Raw genomic sequence first — 14,789 nt, forward strand, 5'->3', positions numbered from 1 at the left:
GATTTTTAAATGACTTTATTGCTATAAATTTAACCCCGTCCTAAATTTAGAACGGGGTTGTGCTTGTTTGAGCTTTTAAAATATAATAAATTTATTTTCATTTTATAAAGAGAGTAAATATCATAAGAGGTATATATCTGTGTGGAAATAAACAATTGAAGGGGAATGTGCATGGATCCCATTAAAGAGAAATTAGATTTATTACGTAATGAAATAAAAGATATGGGTGGTATAATCGATTTAGATTGGTGCGATAGATTGTTATACCCTTATTATAAACACTTTAATGATAGTAAATTGAGATATCGATCAGGTTCATTGTTAGCATTTTGGGGAATTCTCCTAGAATGGGAAGATGAAAGTGGGTTTCCATTTTATACAGGCACTCAGGAGTATGATTGTCATCATTTTGATATGTATTTAAAGGGATTTCTAAAGTACGCTCCTAAGATTGAGAAGCAATTTCCGAATATTTATCTTGTTATTGTTGGATCACTGATGGAGTTGGATGAAAGAGAAAGATGGGAAAGTGAATTTCCTAACATATGTAAGGAGTTATTCGATGCTGTTAGGGAGGAACTGTTCCATACTGATGTTACACAGATAAATGATGAGACATATCAAAATGCATATAAAGAAGGAAGAATGCTATATTAAAAGAATATAAGCTTGAATTAAAATTATCTTTAATAGAAGAAACAGCCCTAGCTCTACACAATATAGAGCTAAGGCTGTTTCTTTTTTACGCTGTTCCAATCTGATCTTGGTCTGCAACGTCCGAATCGAATGTATTTGTTGCACTAACGCCACTAAAAGTGTTAACGACAAATCCGACATTGGAAGCCCCAGATCCGTTATAAGCTTTCGTATTTTCTTTCGGAGACACGTTATAAAAATCTCCTAAGTTGAAAGAGCCGTTACTGTTTTGAACGACAAGATTCCCTACAACCGAAGGCATACCATTCACCTACTTTACTAAGCTTTTTAATTACTATATGAATTATTTAGAGGAAGGTTCATCAGTAATAAATTGGCGGATTTGTAGCGTACGAGAATTATTAAAAACATAGTCAACATTGCCGATTTGGAAGCACGCGGAATTTAAAATTGTTCGCAAGTGAACATCATTTACTTCAATAAAAGGGCACTCATTTACAATATTCATTTTTACATCTGTTGTTCGCTTTGGAATTGTAATGTATTCATCTGTAAAGATTTCAAACGCATCAAAACGACCTTCACCTTTTATATAACAAGGGATTTCTCGGTGAACGATAAGTGCTCTATTTTTTAATTCTATTTGATTAGCATCCCCGACCTGGAAGACGGCTGCAACCCCCATAGAAACGATAGAAACATTTTGTACAATTGAAGTATGACGGAGCATAATTTTTCCTCTCCTCAACCTGGAGTCGGAGGGACATCTGTTACTAATGGTACAAATGGCCCCTCTGTAACGGATTCGAATGGCGTATCAAGAATTGAAGAAAGGATGAGAAGGTTAGCATCTCCAATTAAAAATAATGCGGAAGAAGAAACCCCGTTCATTTTAATCTGCCCTACTTTTAACTCACGGTTCACAACATTTAAATTCATACATACTTACTCCTTTCGGAAATTGCCCGGTATGTGTTGAATAAAGGAAAGGAAGGCTTTGTCAATATCTTGTTTCATCGCTTGAATAATGACGTCTCGTAAATAATCGGGATCTGTAGAAATACCCTCATACGATTGAACTTGTGACAAATAATACGGAAGTCTATGTTCCATCTGTTTTTTTATGTCATCCACCATCATTTGTCGATACATCTCATCAAGCGGCGTTCTCTCTTCTTGTTCAAAATGGAGAATTCGACTATATGCTTCTTCATCTAAATAGCGATGCATTTCTTGAAGGATACCTTGATAAAAGTCTGGATTTATTTCTGTTTCAGGATTTACTTTTAACGTTTCTGTATCTACTTGAAAATCTTCAATTTGTTGCTCTTTTGTTGAAAATGGATTCAAGCCAATATTTAAAGTGCCGTTTAAATTCTCTACTTTTAATTGATCAAATTTATATTCCACTTTTCCTATAGAAGAGGAGGGACGACTTTTTAATTCATTAAGCTCTTCTTGTAGTAGGCGAACTTGCTCTTCAAGATTTAGAATAGTTTGCTGCTGTATTTGGAGAGCTTGCTGAAGTTGGTTTAGGTAAGTGTATATATCTTGATTCATTTTGTGAAACCTCCTTTTCAATAGGGAGGGTATATTACTGCTATATATTTATGATAATGGTGGTCTAAGAAGAACCAGTTGAAGGTTTAATAGAAATAATTTGTCCTTTCGCACTTAAAGGGCGAAGAGGTTCTGTAAATCCGCCAGAATTTGAGAATTTAGAAAGAGCCTTAATACTACCTGCAGTTCCAATTTGAAAAACGGAAGAGGTCGTAATGCTATCGATTCTAATGCTGTTAATGATGATACTTTGGTTCACATAAAAATTCAATGCAATCGCCTCCTTTAGCTCGAACCGATTATTGCTTGATCAATTACATCTGAATCATTGACAGTCGTTGAGCTTTGATAATTGTAGACAGAGACGTTATCCCCAACGTTAAATGAACCGGCTCCGGCAAAAGCGCGTGAATAACTGATAGGCCTAATCGCAAATACATCTCCAATATGAAAAATACCACTTGATCCAATATTAACGATACGAATATGTCCGACCATAGCTGGCATACAAAACACCTTTCATTTTTAAAATTTTCTTTTCTACTATTGTATGGGCGTTTTCAATAAAATGTGTCCTTTTTTGAAATAAAAGAAACACATACGTTATTGCGTATGTGTTTCGAACATTTGAGTGTGTGTGCAATCTGTATGTATAGGCCAAACAACATTTAAGAGCCTGTCCAGTTCTTGGCTACAATCCACTGTTTTTTGAGAAGTCATTCCGTAGCGTTCAGCAAAATAGATCATTTTTTCGCGTTTTTTTTCGATAGCTTGCTCAAACATTGAAATCGGCTCCATCTCTCAATAAATTTTATGTATATATGTAGTACATATTATACAAAAATTCCATAAAAAAGAAACACCTTCGCCAAAAAAAGTATAATTTCTACATTTTATGTCAAATGAAGGGTGAGGAACGAATGTAAGAAGGGAGGAATATTGTAAAAATTAGCGTGCGTGAGAAGGTTTTTTTCTTAAGGATGCGAATACAATTAAAGGGTATGAGTTTTAGGATGGAGAGTGGAAATGTTGCGTTTTGTAACGGCGAAGAGAGAAGAAAAGGTATTTGTAGGTATTGTGGATGAAGAGGAAGAAAAGGTATTACATTTAAGAGAAGCGCAAAGACAAAAAGGGGAAAAGGTTACTATCCCAATTACCATGTTAGAGTGTATTGAAAGAGGAAGCGAATGTCTTGAGAAAGTGAGCGACATTGTAAATTGGGCGAAGGAAAATGCGGGATCGGCGTATTATCCGTTAGCAGAGGTGAAAATATTAGCACCGATTCCAAGGCCGAGAAAAAATATTCTTTGCGTTGGAAAGAACTATCGTGAGCATGCGGTAGAAATGGGCGGAGTAGAGTCTATCCCTGAAAATATAATGATTTTTACAAAGGCGCCAACAACAGTGATCGGAATTGATGAGCAAATTAATGGTCACCCTCACGCAACGAATGAACTTGATTACGAAGGTGAACTAGCAATCGTTATCGGTAAGCGAGGGAAACAAATAAAAATAGAAAAAGCTCTTGATCATGTTTTTGGATATACAGTTATAAATGATGTAACTGCTCGGGATATTCAAAGAAAACATAAACAATTTTTCCTAGGGAAAAGTTTCGATACATTTTGTCCAATGGGACCGTATTTAATTCATAAATCGATGGTTAGAACGCCGAATGCATTACACATTGAAACAGTGGTAAATGGAGAAGTAAGGCAAACTTCAAATACGAGAGAAATGATTTTTTCAGTAGAAGAAATTATTTCAACTATAAGTAAAGGTATGACATTAGAGCCAGGAGATATCATTGCAACAGGGACACCAGCTGGTGTTGGTAAAGGTTTTACACCACCGAAGTTTTTGCATGCTGGTGATGAAGTTGTTGTTACAGTAGAGGGAATTGGTACGCTAAGAAATATAGTGAAGTGAAAAAAAGAGCTATCTTGTGAAAAGATAGCTCTTTTCTATGGGCGTGGATTAACGGAGTAATCTATAATGGCGAAAATATACAATCCGATTAATGCTAAAGTGCAAATTCCAATTAGCATAACTGCAAGTGCGCTTCTCTCACGGCCAAAACCGATAATTGTAAGGAAAACAGCAGTCCAAAATGATGTTTTAAGTAGTGTGAATGTATTAGGAGTTGAATAGTGATTGAGTAACGTTGTAGATAATATGAAGCCGATGAATGTCATAGAAATAAAAATTGTAGCTAAATAGTTAATGTGTTTACCGTATTTCAAAAGCATACAGTTACCCCCTTTTTTAACAAAAAACAGAATATTCAATTTAATTTTACGGTAAATTACTAAAAAAAGAAAGAGGTTGTCCTATATTTAGGGCAACCTCACTATGATTAAGATAGTACAGCTTTAATTTTTTGGAATGCCCACTCTAAATCTTCTTCAGAGATTACTAGAGGTGGTGCAATACGAATTACGTTTTCGTGTGTTTCTTTACATAATAGCCCAGCTGCTTTTAGTTGTTCACAGTAAGGACGAGCTGCCTCGTTTAATTCGATACCGATGAATAAACCTTTACCGCGAATGTCAGTAATCATTGGGTTATCAATTTCTTTTAATTGCCCAACTAGTTTTTCTCCTAATTGAAGAGAACGCTCTGTTAATTTTTCTTCTTCTAATACTTCAAGAGCTGCGATAGAAACAGCACATGCAAGTGGATTACCACCGAATGTAGAACCGTGAGAACCTGGCTCGAATACGCCTAAAATGTCGCTGTTTGCTGCAACACAAGAGATTGGGAATACGCCGCCGCCAAGTGCTTTACCAAGTATGTACATGTCAGGAGTTACATTGTCCCAGTCGCAAGCAAATAATTTACCAGTACGCCCTAAGCCTGTTTGGATTTCATCTGCTACGAATAAAACGTTTTCTTTTTTACATACTTCAAAAGCTTCTTGTAAGAAACCAGCTGGTGGAATGTTAATTCCTGCTTCACCTTGGATTGGCTCTAAAATGAATGCAGCTGTATTTGGTGTAATGGCAGCTTTTAACGCTTCTAAATCACCGTAAGGAATTACAATAATGCCAGGAAGCATTGGACCGAAGCCGCGCTTGTACTCTTCGTTTGATGACATAGAAACAGCACCCATTGTACGTCCGTGGAAGTTATCTTCACAAACGATGATTTCTGCACGGTTTGCCTCTACCTTTTTCACATCGTAAGCCCAGCGACGAGCTGTTTTAATTGCAGTTTCAACAGCCTCTGCGCCTGTATTCATAGGAAGTACCATATTTTTATTTGTTAGTTTCGCAACTTTTTCGTACCAAGGACCTAATTGATCGCTATGGAAAGCACGAGAAGTTAACGTCACTCGATTAGCTTGGTCAATTAAAGCGTTAATGATTTTTGGATGACGATGACCTTGGTTTACTGCAGAATATGCACTTAATAAGTCCATATAGCGGTTTCCTTCAGGATCTTCTACCCAAACACCTTCTGCTTTAGAAATAACGATTGGAAGTGGATGGTAGTTATTTGCCCCGTATGTGTCTGTAAGTTCGATAATATCCTTAGTTTGAATCATGATTGTTCCCCCTTTTGTTATTACAAGAAGTTTGTAAATACTCTAAATATTATAGCATTTAAATATAAAAAAGCGAAACATTTCCTGAAAATAAATGAACATGTTATCATATATAGTGAAAAAGTGTGAAAAGAGGAGGCAGGGATACGATGGTACATATGCATATTACAGCATGGGCGTTAGGATTAATTTTATTCTTCGTTGCGTATTCACTTTATTCAGCAGGAAGAAAAGGTAAAGGTGTACATATGGGGCTTCGCCTTATGTACATTATCATTATTGTGACAGGTTTCATGTTGTACATGAGTATTGTGAAGACGGCAACAGGTAGCATGCACATGTGGTACGGCATGAAAATGTTAGCTGGTATTTTAGTTATCGGTGGTATGGAAATGGTTCTTGTAAAAATGAGCAAGAACAAGGCAACAGGGGCAGTTTGGGGATTATTTATTGTCGCGCTAGTAGCGGTATTTTATCTTGGATTGAAATTACCAATTGGCTGGAAAGTATTTTAATTAAAAATAAAACCACCTTATGATCTCAAATGTTTGGGAGATAAGGTGGTTTTTTTATTTTATGTCGCATCGAGATGCAACTCTTCTCCGTTTACTTTCGTAAATCGTAAAATATTTTTATTAGAGGAAGAATGGCGTACGAAATGGTGCTGCAATGTACAAATCATTTCGTCGTTATCGAACAAAAGAATATTTACTCCTTCGCATGCTTCATCCTTCGGTAAGAATGATAAAAAATTATGACAATACATGCAATCGTATAAAGAGTAATTAAGTGATTGCAATGATTCGGTTAATAATGTAAAGACAGAGTCAGGTAACTCCTCAAGCCATTCATTATAGCTAAGAAGTAATTTTTTTCGAATTCGTATCATTTCTCCATTTTGCAAATGGTGCTGTTCGTTGGCGATTTGTAATACATCTTGTTCATAGAAACGGGCTGGTAGCCAATTGTTGTTATACAAAAGTTCAAATCCATCTTGGATAATATCTTCTAATATAAAGGCTTCATCATTTTCATCATCAAAGAATACCCATTCATTGTTTATATATTCGACATTACCGACTGTATGAGCGCGCGGTTGGTTATACAAAATATGTTTGCGTTGTACCATAGTTCATTTCTCCTTTTATAGAAATAGTTATTCTTGTTATGGACAGTTCGTACGTTCTTTATAACTAGACACACCTAAAGAGAGGTGGGCATACAATAAAACACGCTTTACACTGTGAAACTGCTATTCCATATATGGATAGTTAGTTATCGTCAAGTTTGTTGTTTTTATGTATCCGCACTCATAGGGTGGGGATTACTGCACGTTCGGAAACAGATATTAGATTAGGAAGGATGATTCTTATGTGCGGGATTACAGGATGGGTGGATTATAAACGCTCATTAGAAGGGGAAAGGGACATCGTGACGAAGATGGCGGAAACGCTAGCGAAACGCGGTCCAGATGATAATAAAGTTTGGATTAAAGGGAGCGTCGCATTTGGGCATAAACGGTTAATCGTTGTAGATCCTGAAGGTGGTAAACAACCCATGACTTGTTTGAAAGATGAAACTAGTTATGCGATTTGTTATAACGGAGAGCTCTACAATACAGAAGATATTCGCAAAGAGTTATTAAGAAGAGGTTATACATTTAAAGGGCATTCCGATACAGAAGTACTATTGGCCTCTTATATTGAATGGAAAGAAGAATGTGTCGATCATTTAAACGGTATATATGCGTTTGCAGTATGGGATGAGAAAAATGAACGAGTCTTTATTGCAAGAGATAGATTAGGTGTGAAGCCGCTATTTTATAAATATGATAGCGGACGATTATTATTTGGTTCAGAATTAAAAGCGATACTAGCGCATCCAGATGTGAAGGCGGAAGTAACGTTAGAGGGATTATCGGAAATATTCGGCCTTGGCCCATCTAGAACACCTGGTCACGGTATATATGCTGGTATTCAAGAACTGCGCCCGGGTCATGCAATGACGTTCTCAAAAGACGGTTTATGCATATGGAGATATTGGAATGTGGAAAGTAAAAAACATGAAGATTCATTTGAAGAAACAGTAGAGAAAACTCGTTTTTTATTACAAGATGCGATTACGAGACAATTAGTTTCTGACGTACCACTATGCACTTTTTTATCAGGCGGTGTAGATTCAAGTGCTATAACAGCAATAGCTGCAAAAGAGTATGAAAGATCAGGAAAAGGGCAATTACACACGTATTCTGTTGACTATGAAGATAACGAAAAATACTTTAAAGCGAATGCGTTTCAGCCGAATTCAGATGCTCCATTTATTAATTTAATGACAGAGACATTTCAAACAATCCATCATCGCTGCGTTATTTCAAATGAACAACTAGCACAGTATTTAACAGAAGCAGTACTCGTTCGTGATTTGCCTGGTATGGCAGATATTGATTCGTCATTATTATGGTTTTGCCGTGAAATAAAACAAGATTTTGTCGTCGGTTTATCTGGAGAATGTGCAGATGAAATATTCGGTGGTTATCCGTGGTTTTATAGAGAAGATGATTTACAATCAAGTGCATTTCCGTGGATGCGTTCTACAGAAGCGCGTGAACAACTTTTAAAGAAAGAATGGAGAAATAAATTAAATTTACAACAATATGTGCAACAACGCTATGAAGAATCCATTCAAGAAGTTCCTATTTTAGAGGGAGAAAGCCCATTAGAAGCGAAGAGGCGACAATTATTTTATTTAAACATGGTATGGTTTATGACAACATTATTAGACAGAAAAGACCGTATGAGTATGGGGGCAAGCTTAGAAGTACGCGTTCCGTTTGCGGACCACCGACTTGTCGAATATGCGTGGAATATTCCTTGGGAAATGAAAATGTATAAAAACCGCGAAAAAGGTCTATTGCGTAAGGCGTTAGAAGGATTACTTCCAAATGATATATTGTATCGAAAGAAAAGCCCGTATCCGAAAACACATAATCCGCACTATACGAAAGCAGTCACAGTATGGCTCCAAGATTTATTAACGGATAAAGGCTCAATTTTGCATGAATTGTTCGATAAGGAGCAATTGAGCGGGTTGATTGAGTCGGGCGGAAGTGCATTCCGAACGCCATGGTTTGGTCAATTAATGACAGGGCCTCAACTTTTAGCTCATTTAGCACAAATTCATGTTTGGTTTAAAGAGTATGGGGTGAATATAAAAGAATAGGGAAAAGGGCGGCTTGCAAATTGTTGTGAGCTGCTTTTTTATTAAATGAATTATCATATAAAATTCAAAATTATATTAGAAATAATACTTATTTATAATTATTATTTTGACGTATTTATTATTGCTTGTTATACTTGAAAACAAATGTTCTTGAAAAAGATTCTCATTTCAAAAATTGAGTTGTCATATAGATGACGAATAAGAAAATAGGTTTGCTTGTGATGGTGTATGGAACGCCAGAGTCATTAGGTGATGTAGAGGCGTATTATACTCACCTTCGTCACGGGCATAAGCCGTCTGAAGAAGCGCCCCAAGAGTTAATCGAACGGTATAAAGCAATTGGTGGAATTTCACCGCTTGCGAAAATAACGAAAGAGTAGGCGCATAAATTAACAGATTCAATGAATAAAATGTTTACAGAGTATGAATTTGCTTGTTGCTTAGGTTTAAAACACATTGCTCGATTTAGAAGTTTTATATGACGCCGATTATGAATGTAAAGTTGTAACTGATGAATTAAATGCGGCATATTTTAGACCAAATATGCCGAATGCACAATCTGTATTTATTGATCGCTTAGCTGAAATGGTTTCCAAAAAAATGAAGGAAATAGTTGACAAGGATTTAGTTTTGAATAATAATTAGTTTATAATAATTCTAAATAAATAATAATTACTGCGAAAGAAAGAGGAGGATCCCCCTAGATGAATCCAAATAATCGCTTAACAACAAACCAAGGTGCTCCAGTTGGAGATAACCAAAATTCTCGTACAGCTGGTCGCCGTGGACCGGTATTGTTAGAAGACTATCATTTAGTAGAAAAACTTGCTCACTTTGATCGTGAACGTATTCCGGAGCGTGTTGTGCATGCACGTGGTGCAGGTGCTCACGGTGTATTCGTAACGAAAAACAGCATGAAGCAATATACGAAAGCAGCTTTTTTACAAAATGAAGGAACTGAAACACCTGTATTCGTTCGTTTTTCAACGGTTATTCATGGCCAAGGTTCTCCGGAAACAGCTCGTGATCCGCGCGGGTTCGCTGTTAAATTTTATACAGAAGAAGGAAATTACGATATCGTAGGTAACCATTTACCAGTTTTCTTCATTCGTGATGCAATTAAATTCCCTGACATGGTGCATTCTTTAAAGCCAGCACCTGATACAAATGTTCAAACGCCAGATCGTTACTGGGATTTCATGACGTTAACTCCAGAATCTACACATATGATGACATGGGTATTTTCTGATTATGGTACACCGGCAAACTACCGTGAAATGGAAGGATTCGGCGTACATTCATTTAAATGGATTAATGCAGAAGGTAAAATCGTTTACATTAAATATCATTGGAAACCACAGCAAGGCGTACGTAATTTAAGTGCAAAAGAAGTGGAGCAAGTACAAGGAAAAGACTTCAACCATGCAACTCGTGACTTATTTGATGCAATCGAAAAAGGAAACTATCCGAAATGGGATTTACACGTACAAGTAATGCAATTAGATGAAACGGATTCTTTAGATTTCGATCCACTAGATCCAACGAAAGTATGGCCAGAAGATCGCTTCCCGTTAATTGAAGTAGGGACAATGACGTTAAAACGTAATCCGAAAAACTTCTTCGCGGAAGTAGAGCAAGTAGCGTTCTCTCCAAGTGCAACTGTAAATGGTATTGAACCATCTGAAGATAAATTATTACAAGGTCGTTTATTCTCTTACCCAGATACACAGCGTTACCGCCTTGGTGCAAACTACTTGCAAATTCCTGTGAATTGCCCGTATGCAGCTGTTCGTAACCAACAACGTGATGGTGCGATGCAAATCGATCAAAACCCATCTACAATCAACTACGAGCCGAGCCGTCATACAGAAAATCCGGTTGAAGATCCAGCTTACCGCGATTCAACTATGAAAGTAGAAGGCTACGTATCTCGTGAAAAAATTGAGAAACCAAATGACTTCAAACAAGCGGGTGAGCGTTACCGTTCATTCTCTAAAGAAGAGCAAGATAACTTAATTGCAAACTTAACAAATGACTTAAAAGACGTAAATGAACGCACGAAATTACTAGCTGTTTGTAACTTCTTCCGTGCAGATCAAGAGTACGGTATGCGTTTAGCGCAGGCATTAAATGTTGATATTACGCAATATGTAGGAAATACTCCGAAATAAATAGGAAAAGACGACTGTTAAACGGTCGTCTTTTTTGTATGTAAAAGATGTTTTACATCAAATGTAAAAAATGTTATACTCTTGTCAAATGAGTTTTACATATAAGGGGTGTATTTTGATGGATGTTTTGATTTTTATTATTGCATTAAGTGTCTTTTTATTTGTAGTGTTTGCTATTATAAAAATGTTTATAGCGATTGGAAAACAAGGTGATGAACGTGCTACGTTTATAAAAAATAAAGCGATGGCTGAGACATTTAAAATTGCGATGGGGCTAATGGTTCTTGAAATGATCCCTTTCATTTATCATCGTTTTAATGAAACGGTAGGAACACCGTTTAATCCAGTTCGCTTTTTAGCTGTAATAGCGATTGCGTTTCTTATTATATTAAGTTTGAATAAAAGTAAATACGGTGATTCGTAACTTATGCAGGGGTGTTTTTCGGTTTCGTTATGTCGGAATTTATTGGTAAATCGATATGTTGTATCGAAACGTCGATATATTGAAAGAATCGCTGATATATTCACGTAAATACTGGGTGGGGTATACTGCCGACAAGTACAATAAAAAGAGAGGCAATCTACTACCAATAGATTGCCTCTCTTTTTTTAGTTCACTCGCTCAGTATACTCATAAGCTTTCTCCCCATGCATCGAAATATCAAGCCCCATATGTTCCTCATGCTCATCGACGCGAACAGGGAGGAAAAAGTTAATGGCTTTAATAATGGCGTACGTCATTATGATCGTGAATGCATATGTTGCCCCGATTGCTACAAGTTGTTTGAAAAGAAGTGCAGCATTCCCGTAAAATAATCCGTTAGCGCCATCACCGTTTACAGTAGTAGTTGCAAATAGTCCAGTTGCGATACCGCCCCAAGTTCCTCCGATGCCGTGGCATCCAAAGGCATCAAGTGTATCATCGTATCCGAATTTGTTTTTTAAGAAGAAGACAGCACCGAAACATAATATACCGCCAATTGCTCCGATAAGAAGAGCGGAGAAAGGTGTAACGAATCCGCAAGCTGGCGTAATTGCGACTAAACCAGAAACAACCCCGCAAGCAGCTCCCATCGCAGTCGGCTTTGATTGGAAGAACCATTCAGAAAGCATCCAAGTTAGAGCTGAGGCAGCGGCGGCTATATTTGTATTAATAAATGCAGTTAAAGCTACGTCATTTAAAGATAATGCACTACCGACGTTAAAACCGAACCAGCCGAACCAAAGTAAGCCTGCGCCTAACATTGTAAATGGTAAATGATGAGGAGAGGTACCGCTTATGTTTTTTCGTTTTCCTAGGAAGATAGCTAATACGAGACCGGCAACGCCAGATGTGATATGAACAACATTACCGCCAGCGAAGTCCAATGCGCCGAGTTCTCTCAGCCATCCGCCAACGCCCCATACCCAATGAGCGACAGGATTGTAAACGATTGTTGTCCAAAGAAGGATAAAAATAAGAAAGGCAGAAAATCGCATTCTTTCGGCGAATGCCCCTGAAATTAAAGCGGGAGTTAAAATAGCGAACATGAGTTGGAACATCATAAATAAATTGTGAGGAATAGTAGATGAGTAGTCTGGGTTTGGTGCGTAGGTAACTCCGTTTAGACCGAACCAATCGAGATTGCCGATAAGTCCGTGCCAATCTGGTCCAAATGATAAAGAATAACCGATAACAATCCATTGAATCGAAACGATGGCCATTGCGCTATAACTGTGCATGGTCGTGCTGAGTACGTTTTTACTGCGAACCATACCCCCGTAAAAAAGTGCTAATCCTGGTGTCATCAACATGACCATTACTGTAGTTACAAAAATAAAAACTGTATCTCCCGTATTCATTCTCTCTCCTCCTATGATGTTAGAAAAAATAACATCGACTTGTTATGTTTCATATCATATTCGAAATAAAAAGAAAAATCAACTAAAAATTCAGAAAGCTTTTTAAGTTATGTTAGAAAACCTAACATTAGGTATTTTGTAGGAATAAAATCAACGTATGCGATTTGTTCTGAAAATTGGTATAATATTCTTACAATTGGAAGTTTGGGGGATGCGTGTGAAAAAAATATGGACTAAGGAACTATTCATTTGTTTTTGTTTAGCTGTTATTTTGTTTGTACCAGTACATACTTTTGCGGAAGAAAAAAGGGAATGGCGAGATGAAGTTATATATTCCATTATGATTGATCGCTTCAATAACGGAGAACCGAAAAATGACAAACAGTTAGATGTTGGTAATTTAGAAGGGTATCAGGGCGGAGATATAAGAGGGATTATAAAAAGATTGGACTACATAAAAGAAATGGGATTTACTACTATCATGCTTTCTCCGCTTTTTGAAAGTGAAAAGTATGATGGATTAGGCGTTCAAAACTTTCAAAAAGTAAATGAACATTTCGGAACAGAAAATGATGTGAAAGAACTTGTAAATGAGGCTCATCAAAAAGGAATGAAAGTTGTCTTTCAATTTCCGTATGAAGAAAATGAACAAAGATTAATAGACTCGATGAAATGGTGGATAAAAGAAGTTGATTTAGACGGAAGTTATGTGATACATAGTGAAAAAAAGCCGCGTACTTTTTGGGATGAAGTGCAAAAGGATTTGCAGAAGGTAAAGAAAGATTTTCGCATTATGACAAAGGAAGATAATGAGTACTATAAAAAAATAGTAGAGTCATTTTCAAAAGCAGATATGTCTGTGAAACCTTTATATGATGTGAGCGTAAAAGAAGAGGAATTCGCTACGTTTTTAGATAATCAAGAAACAAAGCGGTTTGCGCGTATTGCAAAAGAAAATATGTATTACCCGCCGTCTCGTTTAAAACTAGCGCTCACTTACTTATATACATCCCCAGGGATACCGAATTTTTATTACGGAACTGAAATCGCATTAGATGGAGGGGATGCTCCAGATAATAGACGATTAATGGATTTCAAATCGGATGAAAAGTTTATGCAGCATATAACGAAGCTAGGTGAACTTAGACAAGCGAGACCATCTTTACGACGCGGTACGTTTGAACTTCTATATGATAAAGATGGAATGAGTATACTAAAAAGAAAGTATAAAGACGAAGTAACATTAGTAGCGATTAATAATACGAAAGAAACGCAAAAAGTTTCCTTACCTGTAAGTGCAATTGGTGATAAACAAGAGTTAAGAGGATTGTTAGAAGACGAAATTATAAGAGAAGAAAACGGAAAATTTCACCTTGTTTTAAAGCGCGAAGAGTCGAATGTGTATAAAGTTAGTGAAGAAACTGGTGTGAATTGGTTATTTATTTCCTTAATAGTTGGTGTGAACGTATTGTTTATTGCATTTTTAATTGTGGTTAAAAAGAAACGGAAATGAGTAACTCTTCTTTTGGGTAGTCTGTTTACAGTTCAAGATGAGGTGAGATATTTGAGGAGAAAGAAGTTGTTCGCTCTATGTTTTTGTCTTCTTATCGTATTCGTAAGTTTGTATTTTTGGGCCAACGGTGACGATGGGGAATTTGTTCAGTGGGGCGATAGTGTTCATTCTGTCGATACAGCGGTTCTTAAGAGAAATAATATTAAATACAAAATTGAAAATGATAAAGTGTATATTCTAGAAAAATCATTTGATAAAGCAATATATTGTTGCTCGTAAT

At 36.7% G+C, this 14,789-nt stretch carries 19 protein-coding genes and 1 pseudogene; 9 read left to right on the forward strand and 11 right to left on the reverse strand.

Features of this window, described 5'->3' with window-relative positions:
* Positions 1-171 precede the first annotated feature (171 nt).
* A complete protein-coding gene (locus tag V7038_RS00540; protein WP_199659794.1) occupies positions 172-657 on the forward strand; it encodes a hypothetical protein in 486 nt (161 codons plus the stop codon).
* A gap of 85 nt (positions 658-742) precedes the next feature.
* On the opposite strand, the gene gerPF is transcribed toward V7038_RS00540, so the two are convergent.
* The 7 genes from gerPF to V7038_RS00575 form a co-directional block, all read right to left on the reverse strand.
* Entirely contained in the window at positions 743-958 is a 216-nt protein-coding gene (gerPF, locus tag V7038_RS00545; protein WP_001141570.1) for a spore germination protein GerPF, read from the reverse strand.
* A gap of 42 nt (positions 959-1,000) precedes the next feature.
* Positions 1,001-1,387, reverse strand: coding sequence for a spore germination protein GerPE (locus tag V7038_RS00550; protein ID WP_002140807.1), 387 nt, complete (start codon positions 1,385-1,387; stop codon positions 1,001-1,003).
* A 14-nt stretch (positions 1,388-1,401) separates the two neighbouring features.
* On the reverse strand, positions 1,402-1,596 hold the full coding sequence (gene gerPD, locus V7038_RS00555) for a spore germination protein GerPD (RefSeq protein ID WP_001052805.1): 195 nt from the start codon (positions 1,594-1,596) through the stop codon (positions 1,402-1,404).
* 6 nt (positions 1,597-1,602) lie between these two features.
* Entirely contained in the window at positions 1,603-2,217 is a 615-nt protein-coding gene (locus tag V7038_RS00560; protein ID WP_070128095.1) for a spore germination protein GerPC, read from the reverse strand.
* A 64-nt stretch (positions 2,218-2,281) separates the two neighbouring features.
* On the reverse strand, positions 2,282-2,488 hold the full coding sequence (gene gerPB, locus V7038_RS00565) for a spore germination protein GerPB (protein WP_002202807.1): 207 nt from the start codon (positions 2,486-2,488) through the stop codon (positions 2,282-2,284).
* 14 nt (positions 2,489-2,502) lie between these two features.
* Positions 2,503-2,724, reverse strand: a complete 222-nt coding sequence (gene gerPA / locus V7038_RS00570) for a spore germination protein GerPA (protein WP_002158912.1) — start codon at positions 2,722-2,724, stop codon at positions 2,503-2,505.
* A gap of 96 nt (positions 2,725-2,820) precedes the next feature.
* On the reverse strand, positions 2,821-3,000 hold the full coding sequence (locus tag V7038_RS00575; protein ID WP_002087032.1) for an aspartyl-phosphate phosphatase Spo0E family protein: 180 nt from the start codon (positions 2,998-3,000) through the stop codon (positions 2,821-2,823).
* A 243-nt stretch (positions 3,001-3,243) separates the two neighbouring features.
* Here V7038_RS00575 and V7038_RS00580 point away from each other — a divergent pair, with 243 nt between their 5' ends.
* Positions 3,244-4,146: a fumarylacetoacetate hydrolase family protein gene (locus tag V7038_RS00580; RefSeq protein ID WP_070128096.1), complete on the forward strand. Its 903-nt coding sequence runs from the start codon at positions 3,244-3,246 to the stop codon at positions 4,144-4,146.
* A gap of 35 nt (positions 4,147-4,181) precedes the next feature.
* On the opposite strand, the gene V7038_RS00585 is transcribed toward V7038_RS00580, so the two are convergent.
* Both V7038_RS00585 and rocD read right to left on the reverse strand, forming a co-directional pair.
* Positions 4,182-4,466 (reverse strand): hypothetical protein, encoded by a 285-nt coding sequence (locus tag V7038_RS00585; RefSeq protein ID WP_002201406.1) that lies wholly within the window; start codon positions 4,464-4,466, stop codon positions 4,182-4,184.
* Positions 4,467-4,573: 107 nt separating this feature from the next.
* Entirely contained in the window at positions 4,574-5,764 is a 1,191-nt protein-coding gene (gene rocD / locus V7038_RS00590; RefSeq protein WP_335468733.1) for an ornithine aminotransferase, read from the reverse strand.
* Positions 5,765-5,913: 149 nt separating this feature from the next.
* Here rocD and V7038_RS00595 point away from each other — a divergent pair, with 149 nt between their 5' ends.
* Positions 5,914-6,279, forward strand: coding sequence for a YisL family protein (locus V7038_RS00595; RefSeq protein ID WP_002201404.1), 366 nt, complete (start codon positions 5,914-5,916; stop codon positions 6,277-6,279).
* 59 nt (positions 6,280-6,338) lie between these two features.
* On the opposite strand, the gene V7038_RS00600 is transcribed toward V7038_RS00595, so the two are convergent.
* Positions 6,339-6,893 (reverse strand): DUF2777 domain-containing protein, encoded by a 555-nt coding sequence (locus V7038_RS00600; RefSeq protein ID WP_070128097.1) that lies wholly within the window; start codon positions 6,891-6,893, stop codon positions 6,339-6,341.
* 242 nt (positions 6,894-7,135) lie between these two features.
* Between V7038_RS00600 and asnB the strand changes: the two genes are divergently transcribed.
* From asnB to V7038_RS00620, 4 genes and pseudogenes are all read left to right on the forward strand, one after another.
* On the forward strand, positions 7,136-8,983 hold the full coding sequence (gene asnB, locus V7038_RS00605; protein ID WP_335468735.1) for an asparagine synthase (glutamine-hydrolyzing): 1,848 nt from the start codon (positions 7,136-7,138) through the stop codon (positions 8,981-8,983).
* Positions 8,984-9,174: 191 nt separating this feature from the next.
* Positions 9,175-9,628: pseudogene (locus tag V7038_RS00610) on the forward strand (ferrochelatase).
* A gap of 59 nt (positions 9,629-9,687) precedes the next feature.
* Entirely contained in the window at positions 9,688-11,154 is a 1,467-nt protein-coding gene (katB, locus tag V7038_RS00615) for a catalase KatB (RefSeq protein WP_335468737.1), read from the forward strand.
* 118 nt (positions 11,155-11,272) lie between these two features.
* Positions 11,273-11,578, forward strand: a complete 306-nt coding sequence (locus tag V7038_RS00620; RefSeq protein WP_000382767.1) for a hypothetical protein — start codon at positions 11,273-11,275, stop codon at positions 11,576-11,578.
* 185 nt (positions 11,579-11,763) lie between these two features.
* On the opposite strand, the gene V7038_RS00625 is transcribed toward V7038_RS00620, so the two are convergent.
* Positions 11,764-12,996 carry an ammonium transporter gene (locus V7038_RS00625; RefSeq protein ID WP_335468742.1) on the reverse strand — a complete coding sequence of 411 codons (1,233 nt, stop codon included), beginning with the start codon at positions 12,994-12,996 and terminating at the stop codon, positions 11,764-11,766.
* A gap of 157 nt (positions 12,997-13,153) precedes the next feature.
* On the opposite strand from V7038_RS00625, the gene V7038_RS00630 reads away from it, so the two are divergent.
* Both V7038_RS00630 and V7038_RS00635 read left to right on the forward strand, forming a co-directional pair.
* Positions 13,154-14,509, forward strand: a complete 1,356-nt coding sequence (locus tag V7038_RS00630; protein ID WP_335468744.1) for an alpha-amylase family glycosyl hydrolase — start codon at positions 13,154-13,156, stop codon at positions 14,507-14,509.
* Positions 14,510-14,560: 51 nt separating this feature from the next.
* Positions 14,561-14,788: a hypothetical protein gene (locus V7038_RS00635; RefSeq protein ID WP_335468746.1), complete on the forward strand. Its 228-nt coding sequence runs from the start codon at positions 14,561-14,563 to the stop codon at positions 14,786-14,788.
* Position 14,789 lies beyond the last annotated feature (1 nt).

It is taken from the genome of Bacillus sp. JJ783 (assembly GCF_036963225.1).
GTDB classification, from domain to species: Bacteria; Bacillota; Bacilli; order Bacillales; family Bacillaceae_G; genus Bacillus_A; species Bacillus_A cereus_U.

Excerpts from the sequence above, each read along its gene's own strand:
- V7038_RS00540 (WP_199659794.1), top strand. The coding sequence starts at position 172 with ATGGATCCCATTAAAGAGAAATTAGATTTATTACGTAATGAAATAAAA.
- gerPF (WP_001141570.1), bottom strand. The coding sequence starts at position 958 with ATGCCTTCGGTTGTAGGGAATCTTGTCGTTCAAAACAGTAACGGCTCT.
- V7038_RS00550 (WP_002140807.1), bottom strand. The coding sequence starts at position 1,387 with ATGCTCCGTCATACTTCAATTGTACAAAATGTTTCTATCGTTTCTATG.
- gerPD (WP_001052805.1), bottom strand. The coding sequence starts at position 1,596 with ATGAATTTAAATGTTGTGAACCGTGAGTTAAAAGTAGGGCAGATTAAA.
- V7038_RS00560 (WP_070128095.1), bottom strand. The coding sequence starts at position 2,217 with ATGAATCAAGATATATACACTTACCTAAACCAACTTCAGCAAGCTCTC.
- gerPA (WP_002158912.1), bottom strand. The coding sequence starts at position 2,724 with ATGCCAGCTATGGTCGGACATATTCGTATCGTTAATATTGGATCAAGT.
- V7038_RS00575 (WP_002087032.1), bottom strand. The coding sequence starts at position 3,000 with ATGTTTGAGCAAGCTATCGAAAAAAAACGCGAAAAAATGATCTATTTT.
- V7038_RS00580 (WP_070128096.1), top strand. The coding sequence starts at position 3,244 with ATGTTGCGTTTTGTAACGGCGAAGAGAGAAGAAAAGGTATTTGTAGGT.
- V7038_RS00585 (WP_002201406.1), bottom strand. The coding sequence starts at position 4,466 with ATGCTTTTGAAATACGGTAAACACATTAACTATTTAGCTACAATTTTT.
- rocD (WP_335468733.1), bottom strand. The coding sequence starts at position 5,764 with ATGATTCAAACTAAGGATATTATCGAACTTACAGACACATACGGGGCA.
- V7038_RS00595 (WP_002201404.1), top strand. The coding sequence starts at position 5,914 with ATGGTACATATGCATATTACAGCATGGGCGTTAGGATTAATTTTATTC.
- V7038_RS00600 (WP_070128097.1), bottom strand. The coding sequence starts at position 6,893 with ATGGTACAACGCAAACATATTTTGTATAACCAACCGCGCGCTCATACA.
- asnB (WP_335468735.1), top strand. The coding sequence starts at position 7,136 with ATGTGCGGGATTACAGGATGGGTGGATTATAAACGCTCATTAGAAGGG.
- katB (WP_335468737.1), top strand. The coding sequence starts at position 9,688 with ATGAATCCAAATAATCGCTTAACAACAAACCAAGGTGCTCCAGTTGGA.
- V7038_RS00620 (WP_000382767.1), top strand. The coding sequence starts at position 11,273 with ATGGATGTTTTGATTTTTATTATTGCATTAAGTGTCTTTTTATTTGTA.
- V7038_RS00625 (WP_335468742.1), bottom strand. The coding sequence starts at position 12,996 with ATGAATACGGGAGATACAGTTTTTATTTTTGTAACTACAGTAATGGTC.
- V7038_RS00630 (WP_335468744.1), top strand. The coding sequence starts at position 13,154 with ATGCGATTTGTTCTGAAAATTGGTATAATATTCTTACAATTGGAAGTT.